The sequence below is a fragment of the Plantactinospora mayteni genome, assembly GCF_016862935.1.
GTDB lineage: Bacteria > Actinomycetota > Actinomycetes > Mycobacteriales > Micromonosporaceae > Plantactinospora > Plantactinospora mayteni.
The window spans coordinates 248,174-272,411 of sequence record NZ_BONX01000012.1 but is presented as its reverse complement, the minus strand read 5'-3'; the positions used below and the strand labels follow the sequence as shown (position 1 = coordinate 272,411).

Sequence of the window (24,238 nt, the reverse complement as noted above, 5' to 3'; positions counted from 1 at the left end):
AGGAGGTGTCCGCCGCCGACGGGCCGGCGGGACCGCGACGCGAGGAGAGCGAGATGTGGCGGGGCTTGATCGAGGCGTACCGGGATCGGCTGCCGGTCAGCGAGGCCACCCCGGTGATCACCCTCAACGAGGGGAACACCCCGCTGCTGCCCGCTCCGGTGCTCTCCGCACGGCTCGGCTGTGACGTCTATCTCAAGGTCGAGGGCGCCAACCCGACCGGCTCGTTCAAGGACCGGGGGATGACGCTGGCGGTCTCCCGGGCGGTCGAGGCCGGCAACAAGGCGATCATCTGCGCCTCCACCGGCAACACCAGCGCCTCGGCGGCGGCGTACGCGGCCCGGGCCGGGCTGACCTGCGCCGTGCTGGTGCCGCAGGGCAAGATCGCGCTGGGCAAGATGGCCCAGGCGCTGGTGCACGGCGCCAAGCTGCTCCAGCTCAACGGCAACTTCGACGACTGCCTGGCGCTCGCCGCCAAGCTGGCCATGGACTACCCGGTGGCCCTGGTCAACTCGGTCAACATCGACCGGCTGCACGGCCAGAAGACCGCCGCGTTCGAGATCGTCTCGGCGCTCGGCGACGCCCCCGACATCCACTGCCTGCCGGTCGGCAACGCCGGCAACATCACCGCGTACTGGATGGGCTACTCGGAGGAGACCGAGGCCGGCAACGCCACCCGCCGCCCGAGGATGTACGGCTTCCAGGCCGCCGGCGCCGCCCCGATCGTCACCGGCGAGGCGGTCCGCGAACCGTCCACCATCGCCACCGCGATCCGGATCGGCAACCCGGCGAGCTGGACGAAGGCGGTGGACGCCCGGGACGCCTCCGGCGGGCTGATCTCGGCGGTGACCGATCGGGAGATCCTCTCGGCATACCGGCTGCTCGCCCGTGAGGTGGGTGTCTTCGTCGAGCTGGCCAGCGCGGCCAGCGTCGCCGGGCTGCTGCAACAGGCCGCCGAGGGGCGGGTGCCGAGCGGCTCCACCGTGGTCTGCACCGTCACCGGGCACGGCCTCAAGGACCCGGAGTGGGCGATCTCCACCGCACCCTCGCCGATCACCATCCGCAACGACGTGCCGACCGCCGCCCGCGCCCTCGACCTGGCCTGAGCCCGGTCCGGGCCGCACTGCCGCCCTGCCGCACTGCCGGCCGGCACCGGACAAGCCCCGCCCGTCGAACATCGGACAAGCCCCGCCGGTCCGGCATCGGACAAGTCCCGCCCGTCCGTCCGGCCGGCACCGGACAAGTCCCGCCCGTCGGGCACCGGACAAGTCCCGTCCGGCACGCACCGGGCACGGTGGAGCTGCCGCCCCGGGCACGGTGGAGCTGCTGAGAGGCGGCTGAGTCGGAGTTGTCGCCGGGGCCGGTCAACCCGCACTCTGCGCCCAGCGCCCCGACGCCGGGGCGGTGTTCCGGGTCAGGCAGACTTTCCCCAGCCGCGCCGAGTCGGAACTCGCGCGATCGCCTTCTCGCGCCAACTCGATAACAGGAGTGAGCCGCTGATGTCGTTCCTCGCCAGACTCAGTCTCGCCAACCGAGGACTTGTCGCGCTCATCGCGATCGTGGTCACGGCGTTCGGCGTGTACGCCGTACCGTCGCTGAAGCAGCAGCTGCTGCCCTCGCTGGAGTTTCCGGCGGCCTTCATCATCGCGCCGTACCCGGGCGCCGGGCCGGAGGTCGTGGAGGAGCAGGTCGCCGAGCCGATCGAGAACAGCATCCAGGGGATCGCCGGGCTGACAAAGGTCACCTCGACCTCACAGGAGGGCAGCGCCACCCTCCAGGTCGAGTACGAGTTCGGCACCGACGTGGACGACGCGGTCAACAAGATGCAGACCGCGTTGAACCGGCTCTCGTTGCCGGAGAACGTCGAGCCGCAGGTGATCGCCGGCAGCACCGACGACCTACCGGCGGTGGTACTCGCGGCGGCCGGCAACGGTGACGAGCGGGCCCTGGCCGGCAAGCTCGCCGAGACCGTCGTACCGGAGCTGGAGGCGATCGACGGGGTCCGTACCGTCGAGGTGACCGGTGCCCGCGACGAGCAGTTGGTGATCACCCCCAACCCGGCCAAGCTGGCCGCCTCCGGCGTCTCGCCGACCGCGATCGGCGAGGCGCTGCGGGCCAACGGGGTCACCATCCCGGCCGGGGCGCTGACCGAGGCCGACCAGACCCGGACGGTCCAGGTCGGCGGCCGGATCGGCTCGGTCGAGGAAGTGGCCGGCATCTTCCTGTCCGGGCGGTCCGGCCAGCCGGTCCGGCTCGGCGACGTGGCCACCGTGCAGCAGCAGCTCGCCGCGCCGACCTCGTTCACCCGGACCGACGGCGCGGACAGCCTCGGCATCATGGTCACCGCCACTCCGGACGGCAACGCGGTGCGGATCTCGCACGACATCCGGGATCGGCTCGCCGACCTCTCCACCGCCTCCGGCGCCACCCTCACCGTGGTCTTCGACCAGGCGCCGTTCGTGGAGAAGTCGATCGAGAGCCTGACCACCGAGGGCCTGCTGGGCCTGGTCATGGCCGTACTCGTGATCCTGGTCTTCCTGCTCTCGGTCCGGTCCACCCTGGTCACCGCGGTCTCCATCCCGCTGTCGGTGCTGGTGGCACTGATCGCGCTCTGGATCGGCGACTACTCGCTCAACCTGCTCACCCTCGGCGCCCTGACCATCGCGGTCGGCCGGGTGGTCGACGACTCCATCGTGGTCCTGGAGAACATCAAACGACATCTCGGGTACGGCGAGCACAAGCGCACCGCCATCCTCGGCGGGGTACGCGAGGTGGCCGGCGCGGTCGTCGCGTCCACTCTCACCACGGTCGCCGTCTTCACCCCGATCGTGCTGGTCGGCGGCTTCGTCGGCCAGCTCTTCGCGCCGTTCGCGATCACCGTCACGGTGGCCCTGCTCGCCTCGCTGCTGGTGTCGCTGACCATCATCCCGGTACTGGCGTACTGGTTCCTCCGGCCGGCGAACGGCGGCGCGAGCGAGGAGGCGGTCCGGCGGGCAGCCGAGGAGAAGGAACTGCGCAGCCCGCTGCAACGCGGGTACCTGCCGGTGATCCGGTTCGCGACCCGGCGGCGCTGGCTCACCGTCGCACTCGGCCTGGTGGTGCTGCTCGGCACCTTCGGCCTGGCCACCCGGCTGGAGACGAACTTCCTGGACGACTCCGGGCAGGACACCCTGAGCATCAGCCAGGAGTTGCCGGTCGGCAGCAGCCTGGCGGCCACCGACGCCGCTGCGAAGCAGGTCGAGCGGGTGCTCTCCGGCGCCGACGGGGTGGAGTCGTACCAGGTGACGGTGGGCGGGGGCGGTGGCAACCCGTTCGGCGGCGGTGGCAGCGCCAACGAGGCGAGCTTCTCGGTGGCGCTGGGCGAGGAGGCCGACGCCGGAAAGGTCGAGGACGCGCTCCGGGCGGAGTTCGACAAGCTGACCGGAGCCGGTGAAGTCAGCTTCGGCGGGGGCGGTGGACCGGGCGGTGGTGCGACGAACGAGATCCAGGTGATCGTCCGCGCCGCCGACCAGGACGTACTGGCCCGGGCGAGCGAGCAGGTCAGCAAGGCGATGGCGGAGACGGCGGACGTCACCGACGTACGCAGCAGCCTGGCCGACAGCGCCCCCCGGATCGACGTCAAGGTGGACCGGGCCGCCGCCGCCCGGCTCGGGCTCTCCGAGGCGGCCGTCGGGCAGCTCGTGGCGCAGCAGTTCCGGGGCAGCCCGCTCGGCCAGGTGTCGCTGGACGGCCGGCAGCAGGACGTGGTGCTGCGTACCGGGCAGCCGCCGGCCGGGATCGAGGCGCTCCGGGCCCTGCCGGTGGGGCCGCCCGGCCCGGGTGGGGTGAAGCTGGACGACATCGCCGACGTGACCGAGGTACAGGGCCCGCTCGCGGTGACCCGGATCGACGGCGAGCGCAGCGTGACGATCAGCGGTACGTCCACCGGCTCCAACCTGGGTGCCACCACCACGGTACTGCGGGAGAAGCTGGACGGGATCGAGGTGCCGGGCGCGACGTTCGAGATCGGTGGCGTCAGCGCCGAGCAGCAGTCCGCCTTCGCCGACCTGGGGTTGGCGGTACTGGCCGCGATCGCGATCGTCTTCGTGATCATGGTCGCCACCTTCGGCAGCCTGATCCAGCCGCTGATCCTGCTGGTCTCCATCCCGTTCGCGGCGACCGGTGCGATCGGCCTGCTGCTGGCCACCGGCACCCCGCTGGGCGTACCGGCGCTGATCGGTGTGTTGATGCTGGTCGGCATCGTGGTGACCAACGCGATCGTGCTGATGGACCTGATCAACCAGTACCGGGCCCAGGGGATGGGCGTGGTCGAGGCGGTGGTCGAGGGCGGCCGGCGCCGGCTGCGGCCGATCCTGATGACCGCGATCGCGACCATCTTCGCCCTGCTGCCGATGGCGCTCGGGCTGACCGGTGAGGGCGGGTTCATCTCGCAGCCGCTGGCCATCGTGGTGATCGGCGGCCTGATCAGCTCGACGCTGCTCACCCTGGTGCTGGTGCCGACCCTCTACACGATGGTGGAGAACACCAAGGACCGGATCCGCCGGCGCCGCTCCGGGACGGGGTCGGGCGGCGCCGACGAGGCGGCCGAGTTCGGCGTACCGGCCGGTGCGCCGGTGCCGGTCGGTGCCGGCGCCCGCGCCGCCGGCCCGGCTGGCGGTTCGCCGGGCCCGGTGCCGGCGCACCCCGCGCCGTCCGGTGCGCTGATCGACGGTACGGACCAGTTCGAGGTACTCCGGCTGCCGAAGAGCCGGAAGTCGCCGCTACCCCCGACGGAGAGCTGACCGACCGGAGAACTGACCGGCTGACGAGCACACGATCCGGCTGGAGAGAACGAGAGCACACGACGAGGACCGGTCGCGGGTGGCCCTGGATACCGCCACCCGGAACCGGTCCTCGTCCCCGTGCCGGCGCGGATCACGGCCGGGTAGGGTCCCGGTACGTGTCGTCTGCCGTTTCAGTCCTTACCCGAAACCGGGACTTCCGCCGCCTCTTCGCCGCCGAACTCGTGGTCTTCGGGGCCGACTGGTTCGTGATGGTGCCGCTGCTGGTACTCCTTCCGGAGTTGACCGGCAGCGGCGTGTGGGGAGCCCTGGTGCTCGCCGTCGACAACAGCATCCTCGCCCTGCTGCTGCCGTACGCCGGCACGGTCGCGGACCGGCTGGACCGCAAGCGGATCCTGATCGTCTCGAACCTCACCGCGCTGGCCGCGATCGTGCTGCTGCTCGGGGTACGCGGCCCCGGCACCGCCTGGCTGGCACTGGTGGCGGTCGGCGCGGTGGCGGTGGCCAAGGCGTTCTACTCGCCCGCCGCGTCGGCCGCGCTGCCGAACGTGGTGGAGCCGGAGGATCTCGCCGGAGCGAACGCGATCGCCGGTTCGGCGTGGGGCACGATGAGCATCGTCGGGGCGTCCCTCGGTGGCGTGCTGACCGCGGCCGTCGGGCCGTACGCCTGTTTCTGGGTGGCCCTGGCCGGCCTGGCGGTGGCCGCGGGCCTGACCTGGCTGATCCGCCGGCCGTTGCAGCAGCCGCGCGAGCCCGGCCTGCCGGCTCCGCACCCGTGGACGGCGCTCGGCGAGGCGATGCGGTATATCGGGCACCGTCCCCGGGTGCTGGCACTGGTCACCGTGAAGAGCGCGGTCGGCCTCGGCAACGGCGTGCTGACCGTCTTTCCCCTGCTGGCCACCCTCTACGGGGTCGGCCCGATCGGCACCGGCCTGCTCTTCGCGGTACGCGGTGCCGGCGCGCTGGTCGGCCCGCTGCTGATGCGTCGGGTACTGAAGCACCACTCCTGGCTCTTCACCGGCCTCGCCCTGTCGATGTCGCTCTACGGGCTCGGCTATCTCGGTGTGTCGGTGACCCGGTGGTTCCCGCTGGTGCTGGTCCTGGTCTTCGTCGCGCACCTCGCCGGCGGCAGCAACTGGGTGATGTCCAACTACGCGTTGCAGGGCGAGGTGCCGGACCGGTTACGCGGCCGGGTCTTCGCCACCGACATGATGCTGGCGACCGTGGCGATAGCGCTCAGCCAACTCGTGGTGGCCGGCGTGGTGGACCACGTCGACCAACGAGCAGTCCTGGCCGGCGCCGGCCTGACCACCCTCATATACGCCCTCACCTGGTGGACCGCGACCCGCCGCCTCCCCACCCCCGACCCCGCCACCCCCTGAGGGAGGGGACTCCTTCCCGGAAGTAGGGCCCGTACTGCCGCCCGAGCGGACTCTTTCCCGGAAGTAGCGCGACCTTGTCCGGTGCGGGGTCGACGTGGGGAGGGGTGGTGGATATCCTTGTGATATCACTTCGCTAGCAGGGAGATGTCATGGAACGAGCCGCCTTCCGGATCTCGGGGTTCATTCCCACCGCGATCATGCTGGTCCTGGCCGCCGTCGGGGTCGCGGTCATCGTGCCGGCGCTCGACGAGCCGAGTCTCGAGCTCCGGATCGCGGTGGTCAGCGTCGTCTACTCCCTGCTCCTCTCGGTGGTGGCCACCGGATACACCGTGGTCAACCCGAACGAGGCCCAGGTGGTGCAGTTCTTCGGCCGTTATGTGGGCAGCATCCGGCCGGCCGGCCTGCACTGGACCTGGCCGTTCACCATGCGGCGGAAGGTCACGCTCCGGGTGCGCAACTTCGAGACCGCCCGGCTCAAGGTCTCCGACGCCGACGGCAATCCGGTGGAGATCGCCGCCGTCGTCGTGTGGCAGGTGGTCGACTCCGCCAAGGCCGTCTTCGCGGTCGACGACCACGTCGAGTACGTCGCCGTGCAGTCCGAGGCGGCCGTGCGGCACCTGGCCACCAGCTACCCGTACGAGGCGCACGACTCGGGGCGGGCCAGCCTGCGGGACAGCTCGGTGGTCAGCGACGAGTTGACCTCCGAACTGCGCGAACGGGTCGAGTTGGCCGGTGTGGAGGTGCTGGAGTCCCGTACCACGCACCTGGCGTACGCCCCGGAGATCGCCCAGGCGATGCTGGCCCGCCAGCAGGCGAGTGCGATCGTGGGTGCGCGCTTCAAGATCGTCGAGGGTGCCGTGGGTATGGTCTCGAACGCGCTGGAGCGGCTGCGCGAGGAGCACGTGGTCGAGCTGGACGAGGAACGGAAGGCGCAGATGGTGGCGAACCTGCTGGTCGTACTCTGCGGTGACCGGGCCGCCCAACCGGTGGTGAACACCGGCTCCCTCTACGGCTGAGGTTCGCGCGCCCATGGCGGAACGCAAGAAACTCCTGCTCCGGCTCGACCCGCACGTCTACGAGGCGATCGCGAGATGGGCCGCCGACGACATCCGCAGCGTCAACGCCCAGATCGAGTACGCCCTGCGGCTGGCCCTGCGCTCGGCCGGCCGCCCGCCGAAGCCGGCCCGAGCTGGCAGCCCGGCCGGACCACCAGCGGACCCGGACAACAGGGACCCGGACGGCAGGCAGCCAGAAAGTACGCCGGACGGCGGCGGGCCGGAGAGGGCCGAGGCGGACGGCTGGGGGCCGGGGAGGATCGGGGCGGGCGGTGGGGAGTCGGGCGGCTCCGGGTCGGCGTAGCCGGGCATTCCGGCGGGTCCGGGTACGAACGGTCGGTGCCGTTCCGGGGTCCGGACGGCGGAGTCCGGTCCCGGTGCGCCTAGCATGAGCCGGATGCGGCCGACCTTCGTTTCCGAACCGGTCCGGGTCCGGGTGCCGGCGACCAGCGCCAACCTCGGCCCGGGCTTCGACGCGCTCGGTCTGGCGCTGGCGCTCTACGACGACGTCAGCGCCCGGACGACGACCAGCGGTTGCCGGGTCGAGGTGACCGGAGAGGGGGCCGGGGAGCTGCCGACCGGTGACGACCATCTGGTCGTCCGAGCCATCCGGGCCGGCTTCGACGCTCTCGGCGGTCAGCCGCCGGGGCTGGCCGTGGAGTGCGTCAACCGGATTCCCCAGGCGCGCGGGCTGGGCTCCTCGTCGGCGGCGATCGTCGCCGGGATCCAACTGGCCCGGGCCCTGGTCGAGGACGGGACGCGGCGGCTCGACGACGCGGCGGCGCTGCGGCTGGCGGCCGAGTTGGAAGGGCATCCGGACAATGTCGCTCCGTGCCTGCTCGGCGGGTTCACCATCGCCTGGACGGAGTCGGGCGGTCCGGCCCGGGCGGTCCGGTTGCCGGTCGCGCCACAGGTCCGGGCCACGGTCTTCGTGCCCGAGGAGCGTGGCCTGACCGCGACGGCCCGCGCGGCGCTGCCGGCGACGGTGCCGCACGTCGACGCGGCCCGCAACGCCGGCCGGGCCGCCCTGCTGGTGCACGCCCTGACCACCGATCCGGCGCTGCTCTTCGAGGCGACCGAGGACCGGCTGCACCAGCGCTACCGGGCGGCCGGCATGCCGGGCACCGCCACCCGGCTGGCCGAGTTGCGTGCGGCTGGTGTGCCGGCTGTGGTCAGTGGGGCGGGGCCGTCGATCCTCGCGCTCACCGGCGCCGACGAGATTTTCGAGGCGGGAATGGGCTGGACCGCGCAAAGGTTGCCGATAGACGTAGCCGGGGCCCGGGTTGATAGGGGTAGACTGGGACACGCCGAGCGGGACCCTGTTGCCGCAGGTCGGAAGAGTTGATTACGCTCTAGACTTAGCACAGCCGCGAAGCAATGCGACTCCTGCGGGTCGGTGCACCCCCGAAGCTCTCGGCGGTCAGCCCGTCTCACCCCTGCCTAGGTCTACGCCGCACCGCAGTTTCCACAGGTCGCCGCAGACGGCGAGACCTGCCCACCGATGTTGGTGGGTCGGGAAACCAACCGGCTGCTGTGTTACAGACTCCCGTGACGCGTCAAGCGAGACGGGTGTACCGAGGCCGCCCGGCCAGCCAGCACTTCGGGCCACGGGCAGCCCCGGCCTTATCGAGGGAAGGAATCCATTGAGCGACACCACCGACGTGACGTCGGATGTTTCCAACGTCGCTGGCGAAGCCACCGCAGGCGCCACCCGTCGTCGGCGGACCGGCACCGGGCTGTCGGCGATGCTGCTGCCAGAGTTGCAGAGCCTGGCCGCGTCGCTCGGCATCTCCGGTACGGCCCGGATGCGCAAGGGCGAGCTGATCGCCGCCATCTCGGAACGGCAGGCTGGTGCCACCAACTCCGCGGGCGGCGGTGCGCCGCGCCCGCGTGCCGAGGTGTCGGCCGCCGCCGCACCGGCTCGCGACGAGGTCCGGGCCGAGGTGCGGGACAGCGCCGACCGGCCGGACGGTGAGCGCCGGGCCGCCGAGCAGGTGCCCGCCACCGCCGCCGCTGGCGGCGAGGGCCGGACCCGCACGTCCCGCCGGTCCAGCCGGGCCGCTGCCGCCACCGCCGAGGTGGAGACCGAGGCGGCGCCGACGGAGCGGGCCGAGCGTGCGGAGCGGGCCGACCGTGGTGACCGCGCGGAGCGTGGTGACCGCGCGGAGCGGGCCGAGGGTGCCGAGCGGACCGACGGTGGCGAGCGCGGAGACCGCGCCGACCGGGGCGAGTCGCGCAACGGCCGGGACCGCAACGAGCGGAATGACCGGGGCGAGCGCGGCGAGTCGCGGAACGACCGTGGACAACGATCGGCGGACCGGGACCGTTCGGCGGACCGGGACAACGACGACGACGACGGTGAGGGCGGCGGCCGGCGCAGCCGGCGGAGCCGCTTCCGGGACCGGCGCCGGGGCAGCCGGGGCGACCGGGCGGAGAACGGCGAGGGCGGTGGCGGCCGGGAGCCGCAGGTCAACGAGGACGACGTGCTCGTACCGGTGGCCGGCATCATCGACGTACTGGACAACTACGCCTTCGTCCGGACCACCGGCTACCTCTCCGGCCCGAACGACGTCTACGTGTCGATGTCCCAGGTCAAGAAATACGGCCTGCGCCGCGGTGACGCGGTCACCGGTGCGGTACGCGCGGCCCGGGAGGGCGAGCAGCGGCGGGACAAGTACAACCCGCTGGTGCGGCTCGACACGATCAACGGGATGGACCCGGACGAGGCGAAGCGGCGTCCCGAGTTCTACAAGTTGACCCCGCTCTACCCGCAGGAGCGACTCCGGTTGGAGACCGAGCCGCACATCCTGACCACCCGGGTCATCGACCTGGTGACGCCGATCGGCAAGGGTCAGCGGGCGCTCATCATGTCGCCGCCGAAGGCCGGTAAGACCATGGTGTTGCAGGCGATCGCCAACGCGATCACCCACAACAACCCCGAGTGCCACCTGATGGTCGTACTCGTCGACGAGCGGCCCGAAGAGGTCACCGACATGCAGCGCTCGGTCAAGGGCGAGGTTGTCGCGGCCACCTTCGACCGCCCGCCGCAGGACCACACCACGGTTGCCGAGCTGGCGATCGAGCGGGCCAAGCGCCTGGTCGAGCTGGGCCACGACGTGGTCGTACTGCTCGACTCGGTGACCCGGCTCGGTCGGTCGTACAACCTGGCCGCACCGGCCAGTGGTCGGATCATGTCCGGCGGTATCGACTCCACCGCGCTCTACCCGCCGAAGCGGTTCCTGGGCGCGGCGCGGAACATCGAGAACGGCGGCTCGCTGACCATCCTCGCCACCGCGCTGGTGGAGACCGGTTCCGTTATGGACACGGTCATCTTCGAGGAGTTCAAGGGCACCGGTAACGCGGAGCTGAAGCTGGACCGGAAGATCGCCGACAAGCGGGTCTTCCCGGCCATCGACATCCACACCTCCGGCACCCGTAAGGAGGAGATCCTGCTGGCCCCGGAGGAGTTGGCCATCACGCACAAGCTGCGTAAGGTGCTGCATTCGCTCGACTCGCAGGCCGCGCTGGATCTGCTGCTGGACCGGCTCAAGCAGTCCCGGACCAACATCGAGTTCCTGATGCAGATCGCGAAGTCGACGCCGGGGGAGTAACACCTCCGCCGACAGCGACACCGTGAGCACGTCCGTGGGGCCCGGCCGAGTTTAAGGCCGGGCCCCATGTGCGTTTCCGGGCCGGTTCAGCGAAGCAGTGTTCCGGGCCGTTCAGCGGAGCCGGATGGCGTCCTCAGCCGCTCGCCCGGGTGGTCCCACCGGCCGGCACCCGGTCCGGTTCGGCGATCCGCCCCCGGAGCTGGTCGGCGTCCGGGTGCTGTAGCTCGTCGTAGATCTCCAGGGCCTGCCGCCAGGCGGTACGGGCGGCGGCGCAGTCCCCCGCGGCGTGGTGGGCGTCGCCGAGGTTCGCGAGTACCTCGCCCTCGTCGTAGCGGTCGCCGAGTTCCCGGTGCAGGTCCAGCGCCCGGTGGTAGCACTCGACGGCCCGGTCGTGCTGGCCGAGCCGGTGGTGGGCGTACCCGAGGCTGTCCCAGGTCAGGGCGGCGCCGCGCCGGTCGTCGTTGCGGGCGTGCAGGGCGAGGGCGGCTTGACAGCAGGCGGCGGCCCGGTGGTGGTCGCCGAGCCGGCCGTGTAGCCAGCCGATGTTGTTGAGCGTCTTCGCCTGCCCGACCGTCGAGGCGGTGGCCCGGTAGAGCAGCAGGGCGCGTTCGGCGTGTTCCAGGGCTGTCCGGTGCCGGCCCTGCCGGGCGAGCAGCCAACTGATGCCGACGTGCGTGTGCGCCTGGCCGGCACGGTCGTCGAGTTCGGCGTAGAGGTCGAGGTCGCGCTGGTAGTGCCGGTGTGCCTCGTCGTGCCGGCCCAACCAGGTGTACGCGACCGCCAGTCCCCGGTGCGCCTGGGCCTGCCCGGTCCGGTCCGCCTGCCGCCGCGCCGCCGCCAACGCCAGGTGCTGGGCGCCGGCCAGGTCGCCCCAGTGCCCCTGCCGGTCGAGGAAGGTCGTGACCACCGCGGCCAGCCGCCAGGCGTGACCGTCGAACCCGGTCGTCGCGGCCTGGGCGACCGCCGCGAGCAGTACCCGGTGCTCGGCCGTGAACCAGGCCATCGCCCCGGCGTGCCCGGCGGGCTCCTGGACGGTCGCATCGGGCCGGGTCGGGGTCAGCCGGACCCGGGGCGTGAGCCGGTGCGGATCCAGCAGGTGGTCGGCCGCGTGGGCGCTGTGCAGGTAGTGGTCGTACATCCGGTGCCGGGCCGCCGCGCGTTCGGGGTCGGCGTCGTCGCGCCGGCACAGCTCCACGGCGTACGCCCGGAGCAGGTCGTGGAAGGTGTACCGGCCGGGCTCGTGTTCGGCGAGCAGGTGTGCCCGGGTCAGCCCGGCCAGCAGCGGCCGTACCCGGCTCACCGGCAGACCGGCCAGGCTGGCCGCCGCCGGCAGTGCGACGTCCGGGCCCGGGTGCAGCCCGAGCAGCCGGAACAGCCGGGCCTCGGCGGCACCGAGTGCCCGGTACGACCAGGAGAGCACGGCCCGGACTCCGGTGGCGGGATCGGCGTCGTCGAACGCGGCCAGCCCGTCCGGGGCGTCCCGCAGCTCGCCGGCGAGGGCGGCGAGCGGGAACCCGGGATGGACCGCGGCCCGGGCACCGACGACGGCCAGCGCCAGGGGGAGCCGGGCGCACCGCTCGACGATCTCGTCCACCGCCTCCGGCTCGGTCGCCAGCCGCGCGGGGCCGATCCGCCGGCCGAGGAACTGGCGGGCCTCCGCGGTGGAGAGGAGATCCAGGGTGAGCGGGCGGGCGCCCTCGGCCACCAGCAGCGGTACGAGCCGGTCGCGGCTGGTCACCACGACCAGACAGCCGGGAGCGCCGGGCAGCAGGGCGCGTACCTGGTCGGCGTCGCGGGCGTTGTCCAGCAGGATCAGCATCCGCCGGCCGGCCAGCAGGGTGCGGTAGAGGGCGGCCTGCCGGGACTCCTCGGCGGGCACCTGGTGCGGCGGTACCCGCAGGCTGTCCAGGAAGTCCCGGAGCGCCTCGCCCGGGGCCACCGCCCGCCCGTCGAGGTCGAAGCCCCGGAGGTTGACGTAGAGCTGGCCGTCGGGAAAGCGGTGCGCGACCCGGTGTGCCCAGTGCACGGCGAGAGCGGTCTTGCCGACCCCGGCGGTGCCGCCGATCGCGGAGATCACCACCGGTGCCGGGGTACCCGCACCGGCGGGCGCCTCCGGCAGCAGCGCGTCGAGTTGGCGCAGCGGCGCGGCGCGCCCGGTGAATCCGGCGACGTCGGCCGGCAACTGTGCCGGTACCACCGCGCCGCCGGCACCGGCCGGTGCGCCCACGCCGGTCGGGGCGTGCCCGGCGGCCGGGGACGCCGACGGTACGGCCGGTGCGGCGGCGGGCACCTCGTGCCGGAGTACCCGCAGGTGTGCCGAGGCGAGTTCGGCGCAGGGTTCGATCCCGAGTTCCTCGGCGAGCCGGGACCGGGTGACGTCGTAGAGCCGCAGCGCGGGTTCCTGCTGACCGGAGCCGGCCAGCGCCAGCATGTACCGGGCGACCAGCCGCTCCCGCAGGGGATGGTCGGCGAGCAGCGGTCGCAGCGTGTCGAGCAGCCGTTCGTGCCGGCCGAGCGCCAGTTCGACCTCGGCGAGCTGCTCGTACGCGGCCAGCCGCTGTTCGGTCAGCTCGGCGGCGGCGGCCGGCACGAAGGCGCCGGCCGCGCCCGCCAGCGCCGGGCCGCGCCAGAGGGTGAGCCCGGCCCGCAGGTGTCCGGCCGCCTCCGCCGGCCGCCCGTGTCGGGCGGCGATCCGGGCCCGGTCCACGGCGGCGGTGAACTCGGCGAGGTCGAGGTCGTGCGCGGCGACGGTCAGCCGGTACCCGCCGGCCCGGTGGGCGAGCAGGTGCGCGGCATCCGTCGTACGCAGCGCGGCGCGAAGCTGCGAGACGCAGACCTGGACCTGGGTACGGGCGCTGGCCGGAGGACGGTCTCCCCACAGCGCCCGCTCGATCTGCGGCACCGAGACGACGTGGTTCGCGTTGAGCAGCAGCAGCGCCAGCAGGCCACGGTGCTGCGGCCGACGGATGGCCAGCGGGCGGCCGGACACCGTCGCTTCGACCGGGCCGAGGAGGCACCAGCGCATCGCCCACCTCACGGTTGCCTCGCAGGTCCTCATCGTAGGTGCGGCGTCGTCGCAGGGGTCGACGGCAAGCGGTCGGATAGCGGACGCCAAGCCGCCGCTTCCAGGCTGGATCCGCACCGCCGTCCCGGCCCGTGGCGGGTGGCACCGCCACCACCTGCGGCCGGGCGGGCGCCCGGGTGGCCGGTGGTCGGCCCCCGGTGGGGGACAGGAGGCAGCACGATGAGCAGACCCGCACGACCAGTTCTCGCCGTACTCGGTGGATTCGTCGCGGCGGCCGTCGCCGTGGCGTGGGCCCCGGCCGTCCCGGCCGTGGCCGATCCGCCGGGTCTGGTGAATGTCGGCGTCAACTCGGCCCGGAACAGCAGCGACAAGGCGGTGACCGCGTCCTGCCCGGCCGGCAAGGTGGTCACCGGCGGTGGGGGATACCTGGCCGTCTCGCAGAGCGCCTGGGGACACGTCGGAATCGAGCGGCTCGAACCGCTGGCCGGCGGTACCGGCTTCGGCGTCACGATGCGTGAGGCCGGTGACGACGACTTCCTCGACGATTGGGCGGTGACCGGCCAGGCGATCTGTGCTCCGGCACCGGCTGGCTGGCAGGTGGTCTCGGCCACCGGACCGGCCCAGACGCAGTACGTCACCGTCAGTTGCGGCACCAAGCGGGTTATCGGCGCGGGCGGCCGGATCAACAGTGGCGGTGCCGGAGCCGTCCTGCTCGACCAGGCGGTGCCCTCGGCCGACCTGCGCTCGGTGACCGCCCGGGGGGTGGTGGTCGCGGGTGCGAACCCGCCGCCGGCCTGGAGCGTGACGGCGTACGCGGTCTGTGCCACCAACCCGGCCGGACTGGAGCGGATCTCCGGCTCGGCCGGTCCGGACGCCCTGGGGCACGCCTCGTTCAGCCAGTCCTGCCCGGCCGGTAAGGCGCTCTACGGGGTCGGGGCCGACATCAACGCCGGCAACGGTTGGGTACTGCTCTCCGGGCTGAACGTCATCGACGAGGACAGCACCTCGACCTGGGCGGACGAGTACCAGGGCGGTCCGCCGAACGCGTGGAGCCTCACCGGGTACGGCATCTGCGGCAGTTGACCGGAGGCCGCCGGTCGGTCGGCGGCGGTCGGCGGGGTCCCGTCCGGGGGAAGTCGTCCGGGCGGGACCCGTCCGCTCGACCGGCGTCCCGCCGAGGGCTCCCGTGTCCCGCCGAGGGCTCCGGCGCGCTCGTGTAGTTTTCCTTCGGTTCACGCGTCGACTCTTGAAACTTCTGTGCGCCGTCGGGTTGACTACCCGGCATGGTGACCCGCCGCCGAACCGCCCGCCTCGCCGGGCTGCTGCTCCTGGTGCCGTCCCTCAGCCTCACCGGCCCGGTCCCGGCGTACGCCGAACCGGTGCGCGTGGTGCCGCCACCCGTTTCGGCCGCCGCCACCGCGCCGGAGGAGGCCCCGGCCGCCTCGTCGTACCCGGCGTCGTCGTCCGCGCCGGTCGCAGCAGCCGCCGCCGACGGGATCGTGACCGACACCCGGACCCGGCCGGTCGCGCCCGGCCTCGACCTGACCTCCTTCGACCGGTACGACGCCAACGGCTGGCTCCGGGCCGACGCGCTCACCGCCGACCTGACCGGCGGGCTCACCGTCGACTACGTCAACTCCGGTGAGGTGGCCAAAGCCGAACCGCTGCGCCGGGCGGCCGACCGGGCCGGTGCGGTGGCCGCGGTCAACGGGGACTTCTTCGACATCAACAACTCGGGTGCGGCCCAGGGCATCGGCATCCGCAGCGGCGAACTGGTCCAGTCGCCGGTCGCCGGGCACCACGAGGCGGTCGGGGTGACCGCCGAGGGGGTGGGCCGGGTGGTCCAGGTGCACTTCGACGGCACCGCCACGCTGCCGGCCGGACCGGTGACGCTCACCCAGTTCAACAACATGGTCGTGGCCGGCGGCGTCGGCGTCTTCACCCCGCTCTGGGGGTCGTACTCCCGGACCCGGGCGGTCGAGGGCGCGACCCGGGTCACCGAGGTCACCCTGGTCGGCGGCCGGGTCGGCACGGTCACCCCCGCCGCCGGAACCGGCCCGATCCCGGCCGGTACGACGGTGCTGCTCGGCCGGGAGGCCGGTGCCGACGCGCTCGCCGCCCTGCGCCCCGGCGACCCGGTCGACCTCCGGTACGCACCGAAGCCCGCCGACGGCAGCACGCTGCGCGCCGCGATCGGCGGCAACCGGGTACTGGTCCGGGACGGGGTCGCGCAGGAGATCGGGGACGTCAACCCCGAACCCCGGACCGCGGTCGGGTTCTCCGCCGACGGTCGGAAGATGTTCCTGCTCACTGTGGACGGACGGCAGGCGGACAGCCGGGGCGTGACGCTTACCGAACTGGGCCGGATGATGGCTGAACTTGGCGCGCACAACGCGCTCAACCTCGACGGTGGCGGCTCGTCGACGCTGCTCGCCCGCGAGCCCGGCCAGCCGGCTGTCCGGGTCGAGAACAGCCCGTCGGACGGCTCGGAACGGCCGGTACCGAACGGGCTCGCCCTCTTCGCGCCGCAGGGGAGTGGGCGGCTGCGGGCGTACTGGCTGAAGACCCTGCTCGACCCGGTGACGGCGCCGGGCGTCGGGCCGGTGCGCGGCGGGCGCCCGGACCGGGTCTTTCCCGGGCTGACTCGGCGACTGGCGGCGGCCGGCTACGACGAGACCTACGGTCCGGCGGCCGGCACGCCGAGCTGGCGGGCCGCGCCGTCGTCCCTCGGCACGGTCGACTCCGCCGGAGTCTTCCGGGCCCGCAGGTCCGGCGAGGTGACCGTCACCGCGTCGCGGGGCCGGGCAGAGGGCGAACTGCCGCTGACCGTGCTCGGCCCACTGACCCGGATCGACGGCACCGTGGACAAGGTCGGGCTGGCCGGCTCGGGCGGCACCGGGTCGTTCGGCGTGGTCGGCTACGACGCCGAGGGGAACATCGCGCCGATCGAGCCCGCCGACCTGCGCCTGGAGTACGACCGGGACCTGCTGGAGATCACCCCGGCCGCCGACGGCAGCCTGTCGGTGCGGGCCAAGGTGGCCAGCGGTGCCGGGCTGGTCACGGTACGGGTCGGCGCGGCCAGCACCGTGCTGCCGGTGACGGTCGGGCTCACCGACGTACCGGTGGCGATGTTCGACGACGCGGCGAGTTGGCGGTTCAGCGCCGCCCGGGCCACCGGCTCGGCGACTCCGGTGCCAGGCCGCACCGGCACCGGCCTGAAGCTGGCGTACGACTTCGGCCAGTCCACCGGCACCCGGGCCGCGTACGCCGACCCGCCGGCCTACATCCCGGTCGCCGGTCAGCCGCAGTCGTTCGGGATGTGGATCTACGCCAACGGGCACGGCGAGTGGCCCAGCCTGCACCTGCACGACGCGCTCGACCAGCAGCACGTACTGCGCGGCCCCTACCTCGACTGGACCGGCTGGCGGTACGTCGAGCTGGCCGTACCGGCCGGCGTGGCGTACCCGGTGCGGATCCGCCGGTTCTACGTGGCCGAGACCGATGCGGCGGCGGCGTACACCGGGGAGGTGGTGATCGACGACATCGTCGCCCGGGTACCGTCCGAGGTGACCGCGCCGGCCGAGCCGTTCCGCACCGACCGGGTGGTGCTGACCGACGGCACCGTCGACCGGGCACCCTGGCGCTTCGCGGTACTCTCCGACGCCCAGTTCGTCGCGGCAGCCCCGGACAGCGACCTGGTCGCCCAGGCCCGCCGTACCCTCCGCGAGGTGAAGGCGGCCCGACCGGACTTCCTGGTGATCAACGGGGACTTCGTGGACACCGCCTATCCGGAGGACTTCGCGCTGGCCAAACGGATCCTGGACGAGGAGTTGGGCGGCACCGTGCCCTACCACTACGTGCCGGGCAACCACGAGATCATGGGCGCCCCGATCAGCAACTTCACGTCGGTCTTCGGCCAGACCAACCGGGTCTTCGACCACGCTCCGCGCCGGGGCGGCACCAAGACCCGGTTCGTCACCCTGGACACCTCCACCGGCAGCCTGCGTGGCGGCGGGTTCGGGCAGGTGGCGGCGCTGCGTACCGCCCTGGACGGCGCGGCCCGGGACCCGGCCGTCGGCTCGGTGGTGGTACTGGAGCACCACGCGCCCCGGGACCCGACGCCGGCAAAGGCGAGCCAGCTCGGCGATCGTAAGGAGGCGGCCCTGCTGGAGCGGTGGCTCGCCGAGTTCCAGCGGGAGACCGGCAAGGGCGCGCTCTTCGTCGGCGCGCACGTCGGCAGCTTCTCCGCCGACCGGGTCGACGGGGTGCCGTACCTGATCAACGGCAACACCGGCAAGAACCCGTCCACCGCGCCGCACCTGGGCGGATTCAGCGGCTGGACGATGTTCGGGGTCGACCCGGTCAGCCCGGCCGAGGCGGCAGCCGCCCGACGCGACCCGCTGGCCGAGGGGCCGGAGTGGGTGACCGCACAGACCCGGGCGCACGTCGACGGGCTGACCCTGGCCGCGCCGCCGCGCCTGCCGATCGGTTCGGCGGTCGTGGTCACCGCCACGGTCACCCAGCCGGGTGGCCGGCAGGTGCCGGTCGCCGCCCCGCTCTCCGCCGACTGGTCCGGTTCGACGAACCTCCACATCGGACCGAAAACCGGCCTGCGGCCGTGGCACGCCGCCTGGTTCGACCCGGCCACCGGCCGCCTCACCGCGCTGCGCTCCAGCGGTACCGTCCAACTCGCCGTCACCGTCAACGGCGTGACCACCCAGGCGACCGTCCCACTCACCCGCGGCTAACGCGGCACACCCGACCGACCTCCCCGTCGACGCCCAGCCGCCAGGCTGACCTGGACACCAGATGCGCTATCCGGCCGCGGTAGCGCACCTGGTGTCCAGGTCAGCAGCGGGCACCCGTGCGTGGCGGTGTGCGGACGGGGCCCGGCCGCGTCGGGCCAGCCGCGCCAGCGACGCGTCCGCGCTCCAAACAGGGTCGGTCGACAGTCGGTCAGAAGTCGCCCTCGGCGACCTGGAAGACGGTCAGGCCGAGGCCGCGCCACATCTTGACCACCTGCATCCGGTCGTCGAAGACCCCGACCACCCGGTAGCGGTCGCGGATCTCCCGGTCGAAGATCTCCCGCTTGACCACCGAGTCGCGGCGCTGGTCGCCGACGGCCCGCATGTGCAGGGCCAGGTACGGCACCCCGACGTGCGCGGCCAGCCACTGCTCGGTCTGCTCCCGGCAGGACGCGTCCCGTCCGGTGCAGAAGACCACCCCGTGACCGGCCGCGTGCATGGCCCGGACCGCCGAGATGACGGCGGTGTTGGGCTGGTCCTCGCCGACCCGGGTCATGTCGTACGGGCTGCGTCCCGCCATCAGCGCCACCGTGCCGTCGATGTCCACCAGTACGACCTCCGGTGCCTCGTCCGCCGGCGGGGTGTAGACGGCCGCCGGCCCGCCCGGCTCGACGGTCGGTACCGGCAGCGGCAGTGTCCGCCCGGCCAGGTAGCGCTCGTGCAGCCGCCGGATCGCCTCCTCGCCGACCCGGTCCTGCTCGGGCCGCTCGGCGTCGCGCCGGACACACTCGTCCACCGGTACGTCGGTGAAGTCGTGCACCTCGAAGTCGGCCCCGAACCGGGCGGCGAGCTGCGCCCAGTCCCGCAGGGTCCGGGACCGCAGGTTGGTGTCGTCGAGGCAGACGTCCGCCCCGGCCCGCAGCAGCGCCTCGACCTGGGCCCGCTGCACGACGGTGACCTGACCCTCGGCCCACTGGGTGAAGAGCCGCTCGCCGTGCAGCATCCGGCGCAGGTCGTCGCGGTTCACCCGGACCACCCCGGGTTGCAGCTTCCGGGCGAAGGTGGTCTTCCCGGAGGCGGGCAGCCCCCGGGTGACGATCAGTCGGGCCATGCTTCTCCTTGCTCCGCTCGTCGCCATCATGACGCCTGCTGACCGAGGTTCCGCGCCGTCCTCGGCGGCCGGGTCACTCGCCGTGCTGCGGCGTCCAGTCCGCCGAGGGGCGGACCTGCTGCCAGATCTGCGGGCGGTAGTCGCGGCCGTCGAGGCGCCGGAAGAGGAAGGCGCGCTCCGGGTGCCGGGACGCCCGCTCGGCGAAGTCGCGTCGGGTCCATCCGGTCGGCAGCCCGGCCACGATCTCACCGTACGCCTGCTCGATCTTCGCGGCCCGGGCCTCGACGGTCGCGGTCAGCTCGGCCACGACGGAGTCGACCCAGCGGTGGAACTCGTCCGGCAGCGGTGCGACCCGGGCCGAGAGGTCCTGCCCGGTGACCAGGTACTCCCAGACGACCCGGGCGTTGAGCCCGAAGGTCAGCCGGTGCAGCAGGACGTACGCCGGATATTTGATCTTGATCCGCTCGTCGGTGTCCGGCCAGTGCACCACCAGCCCCTCCCGGCCGTCCCGGACCGGTGCGGCCAGCGCCTCGGCCAGGGTGCGGTGGGGCAGCCGCTCGACCACCGGGCCGGGCCAGTCCGGCACCGTCTCGGGGCCGGAACTGCGCCCGGTGGCGATCTCCACGCTGCCGAGCAGCACCAGGTCGTCCAGGCCGCCGTAGTCGAGCACGATCCGGTTCGCCGGATAGACGATCTCGACCAGTACGGTCCGTCCCGGTGGCGGGGTGAAGCCGGGATAGCGGGCCCGGAGTACGGCGGTGGCGTGCCGGGCCTGGTCGGAGGCGAACGAGCCCCGGGTGGCGACCGCGAATCCGTCGCCGTCCGGGTAGAGCACGCCGAGGCTTCCGTCGGCCTTGTCCGTTATCACCGCCGGTGCGTCCGGTCGGAGCGCCGGGGCCCCGGGCTGGTCGTGGTTGAAGAACTTCGGGTACGGCCGCGCCACGACCGCGCCGGTCGACTCGTCCACGATCAGCCCCCGGCAGGCCAACGTCACCGGCGTCCAGTTTCCGGCATAGGTGCACGCCTCGGTGTAGTTGTAGATCGCCAGCGGGCGTTCCGGATGCCGCTGGACCCGGACCTGGCCGTCGGCGAGCGCGGCGGCCAGCGCCGCCGGGTCGAGGACGTCGGCGAGCCGGGTGGCCGGGGCGAGCAGGGTGGGATCGGACGCGGAGGTGACCACGGGGTGTGCCTTCCGGCGGGGTGGGAATGCGGTAGGGAGGAGTGACGTTATCCGTCACGGATCACGTGTGCAGCCCGATTTCGGGGCGGCTCCGCCGCCATGGCACACTGGTCAGTCGGCCACCGGTTCCGGTTCACGCCCGAGTCCGCCACCGCCCCGCGACAGTCCGCTGTCGCGGACGCACACGGACGACGGACGGCGCGGGCGACCCGGCGACCATCCACGAAAGGACCGAGGCGACATGAAGCCCAACATCCACCCCGAGTACGTGAGCACCGAGGTCACCTGCTCGTGCGGCAACACCTTCACGACCCGCAGCACGGCGAAGGGCGGCTCGATCCACGTCGAGACCTGTAGCGCCTGCCACCCGTTCTACACCGGTAAGCAGCGCGTGCTCGACACCGCCGGCCGGGTCGCCAAGTTCCAGCAGAAGTACGCCAAGGTTCAGGCCAAGAAGGCCAAGTAGCCGCGTCGACGGCGCCCGCCTCCGGTTCGTCGCCGGGGGCGGGCGCCGTCGTGCCGTTTCCCGGCCACTTCCGGCCCTGTACATCATCCGCGTTCCAGCAGAGGGAGTACGAGCATGAGCGGCGATCGGCTGGCTGGTCTCCTCGACGAGTACGCGGAGCTGGAACGGCGGCTCGCCGACCCGGCGATCCACGCCGACCAGGCCACCGCCCGCCGGGTGGGCCGGCGGTTCGCCGAGTTGACCCCGCTGCACAAGGCCGCCGGTGAGCTGGAGCAGGCTCGGGCCGACCTGACCGCCGCCCGGGAACTGGCCGCCGAGGACCCGTCGTTCGCGGCCGAGGCGGAGTCGCTGGCCGAGTCGCTGCCCGGGTTGGAGGGCCGGCTCGCCGAGCTGCTCATCCCGCGCGACCCGCACGACGCCAAGGACGTGATCCTGGAGATCAAGGCCGGCGAGGGCGGCGAGGAGTCCGCGCTCTTCGCCGGTGACCTGCTCCGGATGTACCTCCGCTACGCCGAACGGCACGGCTGGGCGACCGAGGTGCTCGACGCGCAGGACTCCGACCTGGGCGGGGTGAAGGACGTCTCGCTCGCGGTGAAGGCGAAGGGCGTACCGGAGGGCGGTAACGGGGTCTGGTCCCGGCTCAAGTGGGAGGGCGGGGTACACCGGGTGCAGCGGGTGCCGGTCACCGAGTCCCAGGGGCGGATCCACACCAGCGCGGCGGGCGTACTGGTGCTGCCGGAGGCCGAGGACGTCGACGTCACCGTCGACCCGAACGAGCTGCGGATCGACGTGTTCCGGTCGTCCGGGCCGGGCGGCCAGTCGGTGAACACCACCGACTCGGCGGTACGGATCACCCACCTGCCGACCGGGATCGTGGTCTCCTGCCAGAACGAGAAGTCCCAGTTGCAGAACCGGGAGCAGGCGATGCGGATCCTCCGGGCCCGGCTGCTCGCCAACGCGCAGGAGCAGGCCGACGCCGCCGCCTCGGACGCCCGCCGCTCCCAGGTGCGTACGGTCGACCGGTCCGAGCGGATCCGGACGTACAACTTCCCGCAGAACCGGATCACGGACCACCGGATCGGCTACACGGCGTACAACCTCGACCTGGCGCTCGCCGGTGAGCTGGACGGGGTGCTCGACGCGCTCGCCGAGGCGGACCGCTCGGCCCGGCTGGCCGGCGAGACCGAGCTGTCCCGTCGCTGAGCCACACCCCGCTCACCGGGTGGCCCGGCTGGCGCCTGGGTGGGCGCCGGCTGGCTCACCGGGTGGCGTGGGCGCCGGCTGGCTCACCGGGTGGCGTGGGCGCCGGCTGGCTCATCGGGTGGCCCCCGGCCCGGCCTTGGCTCGGGACATCTCCCGGTCGGCCAGCTCGAAGGCGACGCTCAGCGCGTCCCGCAGCCCGGTACCGGAGCCGTGCACCTCGGCGAAGCCGACGCTCACCCCGACCGGGGTGCCGGGGATGATCGACTCCCAGTCCTCGGCGGCGACCGCCGCGCTGATCCGCCGGCCCACCTCAGCCGCCTCGGTCATCCCGGCGCCGGGCAGCACCACCACGAACTCGTCGCCCCCGTACCGGGCCACGAAGTCGCCGCGCCGCATCACCCGGTTGACCACCCCGGCGATCCGTTGCAGCACCAGGTCACCCGAGTGGTGCCCGTGCGAGGTGTTCACCGCCTTGAAGCCGTCGAGGTCGACCACGCCGATCACCGCCCGCTCGCCCCGGCCGACCATCCCGGCGACGTGGCGCTCCAGCCGGCGGCGGTTGGGCAGCCCGGTGAGCGGGTCGGTCAGCGCCTCGCCCTCGTAGCGAGCTGCCTCCCGGCGCATCTCCTCGTGCTCGATCCGGGCCGCGACGCCGTCCACGTAGACGTCCCGGAGTCGGTCGTTGCGCTGGGTCGCCAGCCGGAACGCGTACCGGTCGGCCCGGTGCGCCGCCGCGTGGTCGCCGACCCCGGCGTACGCCAGGCTGGAGAGCCGGGCGAGTTCGGCCGCGCCCAGCGTCTCGGCCGAGACCTGCACGGTCTCCAGCCGGGCCAGCGCCTCCGCCGGTCGACCGGCGGCGATGGCCAGGCACGCCCCGCCGAGCTGCCGCATGTCCCGGGTACGCGCGCTGTCCCCGCCGTTGCCGAGCAGCCAGTCGGGATCGAGTTCCGGTACGGCCGACCGGCCGGTCGCGGCACCGAGCGCGGCCTGCCGAGCGAGCGCGTACCCGTATGCCGCCCGGCTGCTCGGCCGCAACTGGCCCGCGGTGCCAGCCTCGACGAACCGATCCAGGTCACAGCCGACGTCCCGGAGCACCCGCAGGCAGCCGTCGCTGTCCCCGTGGTGGTCCAGCGCGACGGCGTTGCGCAGCCGGATGCCGGGCGCGGCGAAGGTCTCCTCGGGGATGCCGGCGGCCAGCCCGAGCCGGCGGGCCCGCTCGATGGCGCCCAGGGCGTAGCCGTGGAAGCTGAGGTAGGAGTAGGCCATCGCCAGGTCGTGCCAGCCCCAGGCGGTCTCCTGGTCGGGGTCGTCCACCGAGCCGAGCGCCCGGGCACCCCGGACCAGGTGGGTGACGCAGCGGTCCGGCGCGCCCTGGTTGTGCGCGGCCAGCGCGGCCAGGGCGTGCAGGTGCCCGTGCAGGTACGGCTCGGGCAGGTCCCGGGCCGCGTCGAAGGCCTGCTCCACCGCCCGGGTGTATTCGGCGGTACGGCCCAGGTTGAGGATCGCGGAGAGCCGCTGGAGCAACGCGTCGGCCCGAGAATACGGGTCGTCGGTGGTGTGGACCACCCGTTCGAAGATCAGACATGCCTCGGCGGATCGGCTGCTCTCCATGAGGGAACGGGCGTGTCTCAACTCCTCGGCCCGGTCACCGACCCGGTCGAGCCAACTCACGCACAACCTCC

15 protein-coding genes are annotated in these 24,238 nt (G+C 73.1%); 11 read left to right on the top strand and 4 right to left on the bottom strand.

All coding sequences use genetic code 11. The annotated features are described in order from the left end of the window. Positions 1-53: 53 nt before the first annotated feature. The 7 genes from thrC (at position 54) to rho (ending at position 10,826) form a co-directional block, all read left to right on the top strand. Positions 54-1,103 (top strand): threonine synthase, encoded by a 1,050-nt coding sequence (thrC, locus tag Pma05_RS12245; RefSeq protein WP_203857568.1) that lies wholly within the window; start codon positions 54-56, stop codon positions 1,101-1,103. A 393-nt stretch (positions 1,104-1,496) separates the two neighbouring features. Beyond that, positions 1,497-4,778, top strand: a complete 3,282-nt coding sequence (locus Pma05_RS12240) for an efflux RND transporter permease subunit (protein ID WP_203857465.1) — start codon at positions 1,497-1,499, stop codon at positions 4,776-4,778. A gap of 158 nt (positions 4,779-4,936) precedes the next feature. Further along, entirely contained in the window at positions 4,937-6,160 is a 1,224-nt protein-coding gene (locus Pma05_RS12235) for an MFS transporter (protein WP_203857464.1), read from the top strand. A gap of 149 nt (positions 6,161-6,309) precedes the next feature. Beyond that, complete coding sequence (locus Pma05_RS12230; protein WP_203857463.1) at positions 6,310-7,176, top strand: SPFH domain-containing protein; 867 nt, start codon at positions 6,310-6,312, stop codon at positions 7,174-7,176. Between the two features lie 13 nt (positions 7,177-7,189). Further along, entirely contained in the window at positions 7,190-7,519 is a 330-nt protein-coding gene (locus Pma05_RS12225) for a type II toxin-antitoxin system antitoxin (RefSeq protein WP_203857578.1), read from the top strand. A 93-nt stretch (positions 7,520-7,612) separates the two neighbouring features. Further along, positions 7,613-8,560, top strand: coding sequence for a homoserine kinase (gene thrB, locus Pma05_RS12220; protein ID WP_203857462.1), 948 nt, complete (start codon positions 7,613-7,615; stop codon positions 8,558-8,560). 298 nt (positions 8,561-8,858) lie between these two features. Beyond that, a complete protein-coding gene (gene rho / locus Pma05_RS12215) occupies positions 8,859-10,826 on the top strand; it encodes a transcription termination factor Rho (protein ID WP_203857461.1) in 1,968 nt (655 codons plus the stop codon). A 133-nt stretch (positions 10,827-10,959) separates the two neighbouring features. On the opposite strand, the gene Pma05_RS12210 is transcribed toward rho, so the two are convergent. Continuing rightward, entirely contained in the window at positions 10,960-13,851 is a 2,892-nt protein-coding gene (locus Pma05_RS12210) for an AfsR/SARP family transcriptional regulator (RefSeq protein ID WP_203857460.1), read from the bottom strand. Positions 13,852-14,070: 219 nt separating this feature from the next. Between Pma05_RS12210 and Pma05_RS12205 the strand changes: the two genes are divergently transcribed. Beyond that, on the top strand, positions 14,071-14,934 hold the full coding sequence (locus Pma05_RS12205) for a hypothetical protein (RefSeq protein WP_203857459.1): 864 nt from the start codon (positions 14,071-14,073) through the stop codon (positions 14,932-14,934). A 200-nt stretch (positions 14,935-15,134) separates the two neighbouring features. Further along, positions 15,135-18,599, top strand: coding sequence for a phosphodiester glycosidase family protein (locus Pma05_RS12200; RefSeq protein WP_203857458.1), 3,465 nt, complete (start codon positions 15,135-15,137; stop codon positions 18,597-18,599). Positions 18,600-18,807: 208 nt separating this feature from the next. On the opposite strand, the gene Pma05_RS12195 is transcribed toward Pma05_RS12200, so the two are convergent. Both Pma05_RS12195 and Pma05_RS12190 read right to left on the bottom strand, forming a co-directional pair. Further along, entirely contained in the window at positions 18,808-19,707 is a 900-nt protein-coding gene (locus tag Pma05_RS12195; protein ID WP_203857457.1) for a phosphatase domain-containing protein, read from the bottom strand. Between the two features lie 73 nt (positions 19,708-19,780). After that, positions 19,781-20,887 carry an RNA ligase gene (locus Pma05_RS12190; RefSeq protein ID WP_239312225.1) on the bottom strand — a complete coding sequence of 369 codons (1,107 nt, stop codon included), beginning with the start codon at positions 20,885-20,887 and terminating at the stop codon, positions 19,781-19,783. A gap of 241 nt (positions 20,888-21,128) precedes the next feature. Between Pma05_RS12190 and rpmE the strand changes: the two genes are divergently transcribed. Both rpmE and prfA read left to right on the top strand, forming a co-directional pair. Beyond that, on the top strand, positions 21,129-21,353 hold the full coding sequence (gene rpmE, locus Pma05_RS12185; protein ID WP_130462188.1) for a 50S ribosomal protein L31: 225 nt from the start codon (positions 21,129-21,131) through the stop codon (positions 21,351-21,353). Positions 21,354-21,467: 114 nt separating this feature from the next. Then, positions 21,468-22,556: a peptide chain release factor 1 gene (gene prfA, locus Pma05_RS12180; RefSeq protein WP_203857456.1), complete on the top strand. Its 1,089-nt coding sequence runs from the start codon at positions 21,468-21,470 to the stop codon at positions 22,554-22,556. A gap of 111 nt (positions 22,557-22,667) precedes the next feature. On the opposite strand, the gene Pma05_RS12175 is transcribed toward prfA, so the two are convergent. Next, complete coding sequence (locus Pma05_RS12175) at positions 22,668-24,227, bottom strand: GGDEF domain-containing protein (RefSeq protein WP_203857455.1); 1,560 nt, start codon at positions 24,225-24,227, stop codon at positions 22,668-22,670. Positions 24,228-24,238 lie beyond the last annotated feature (11 nt).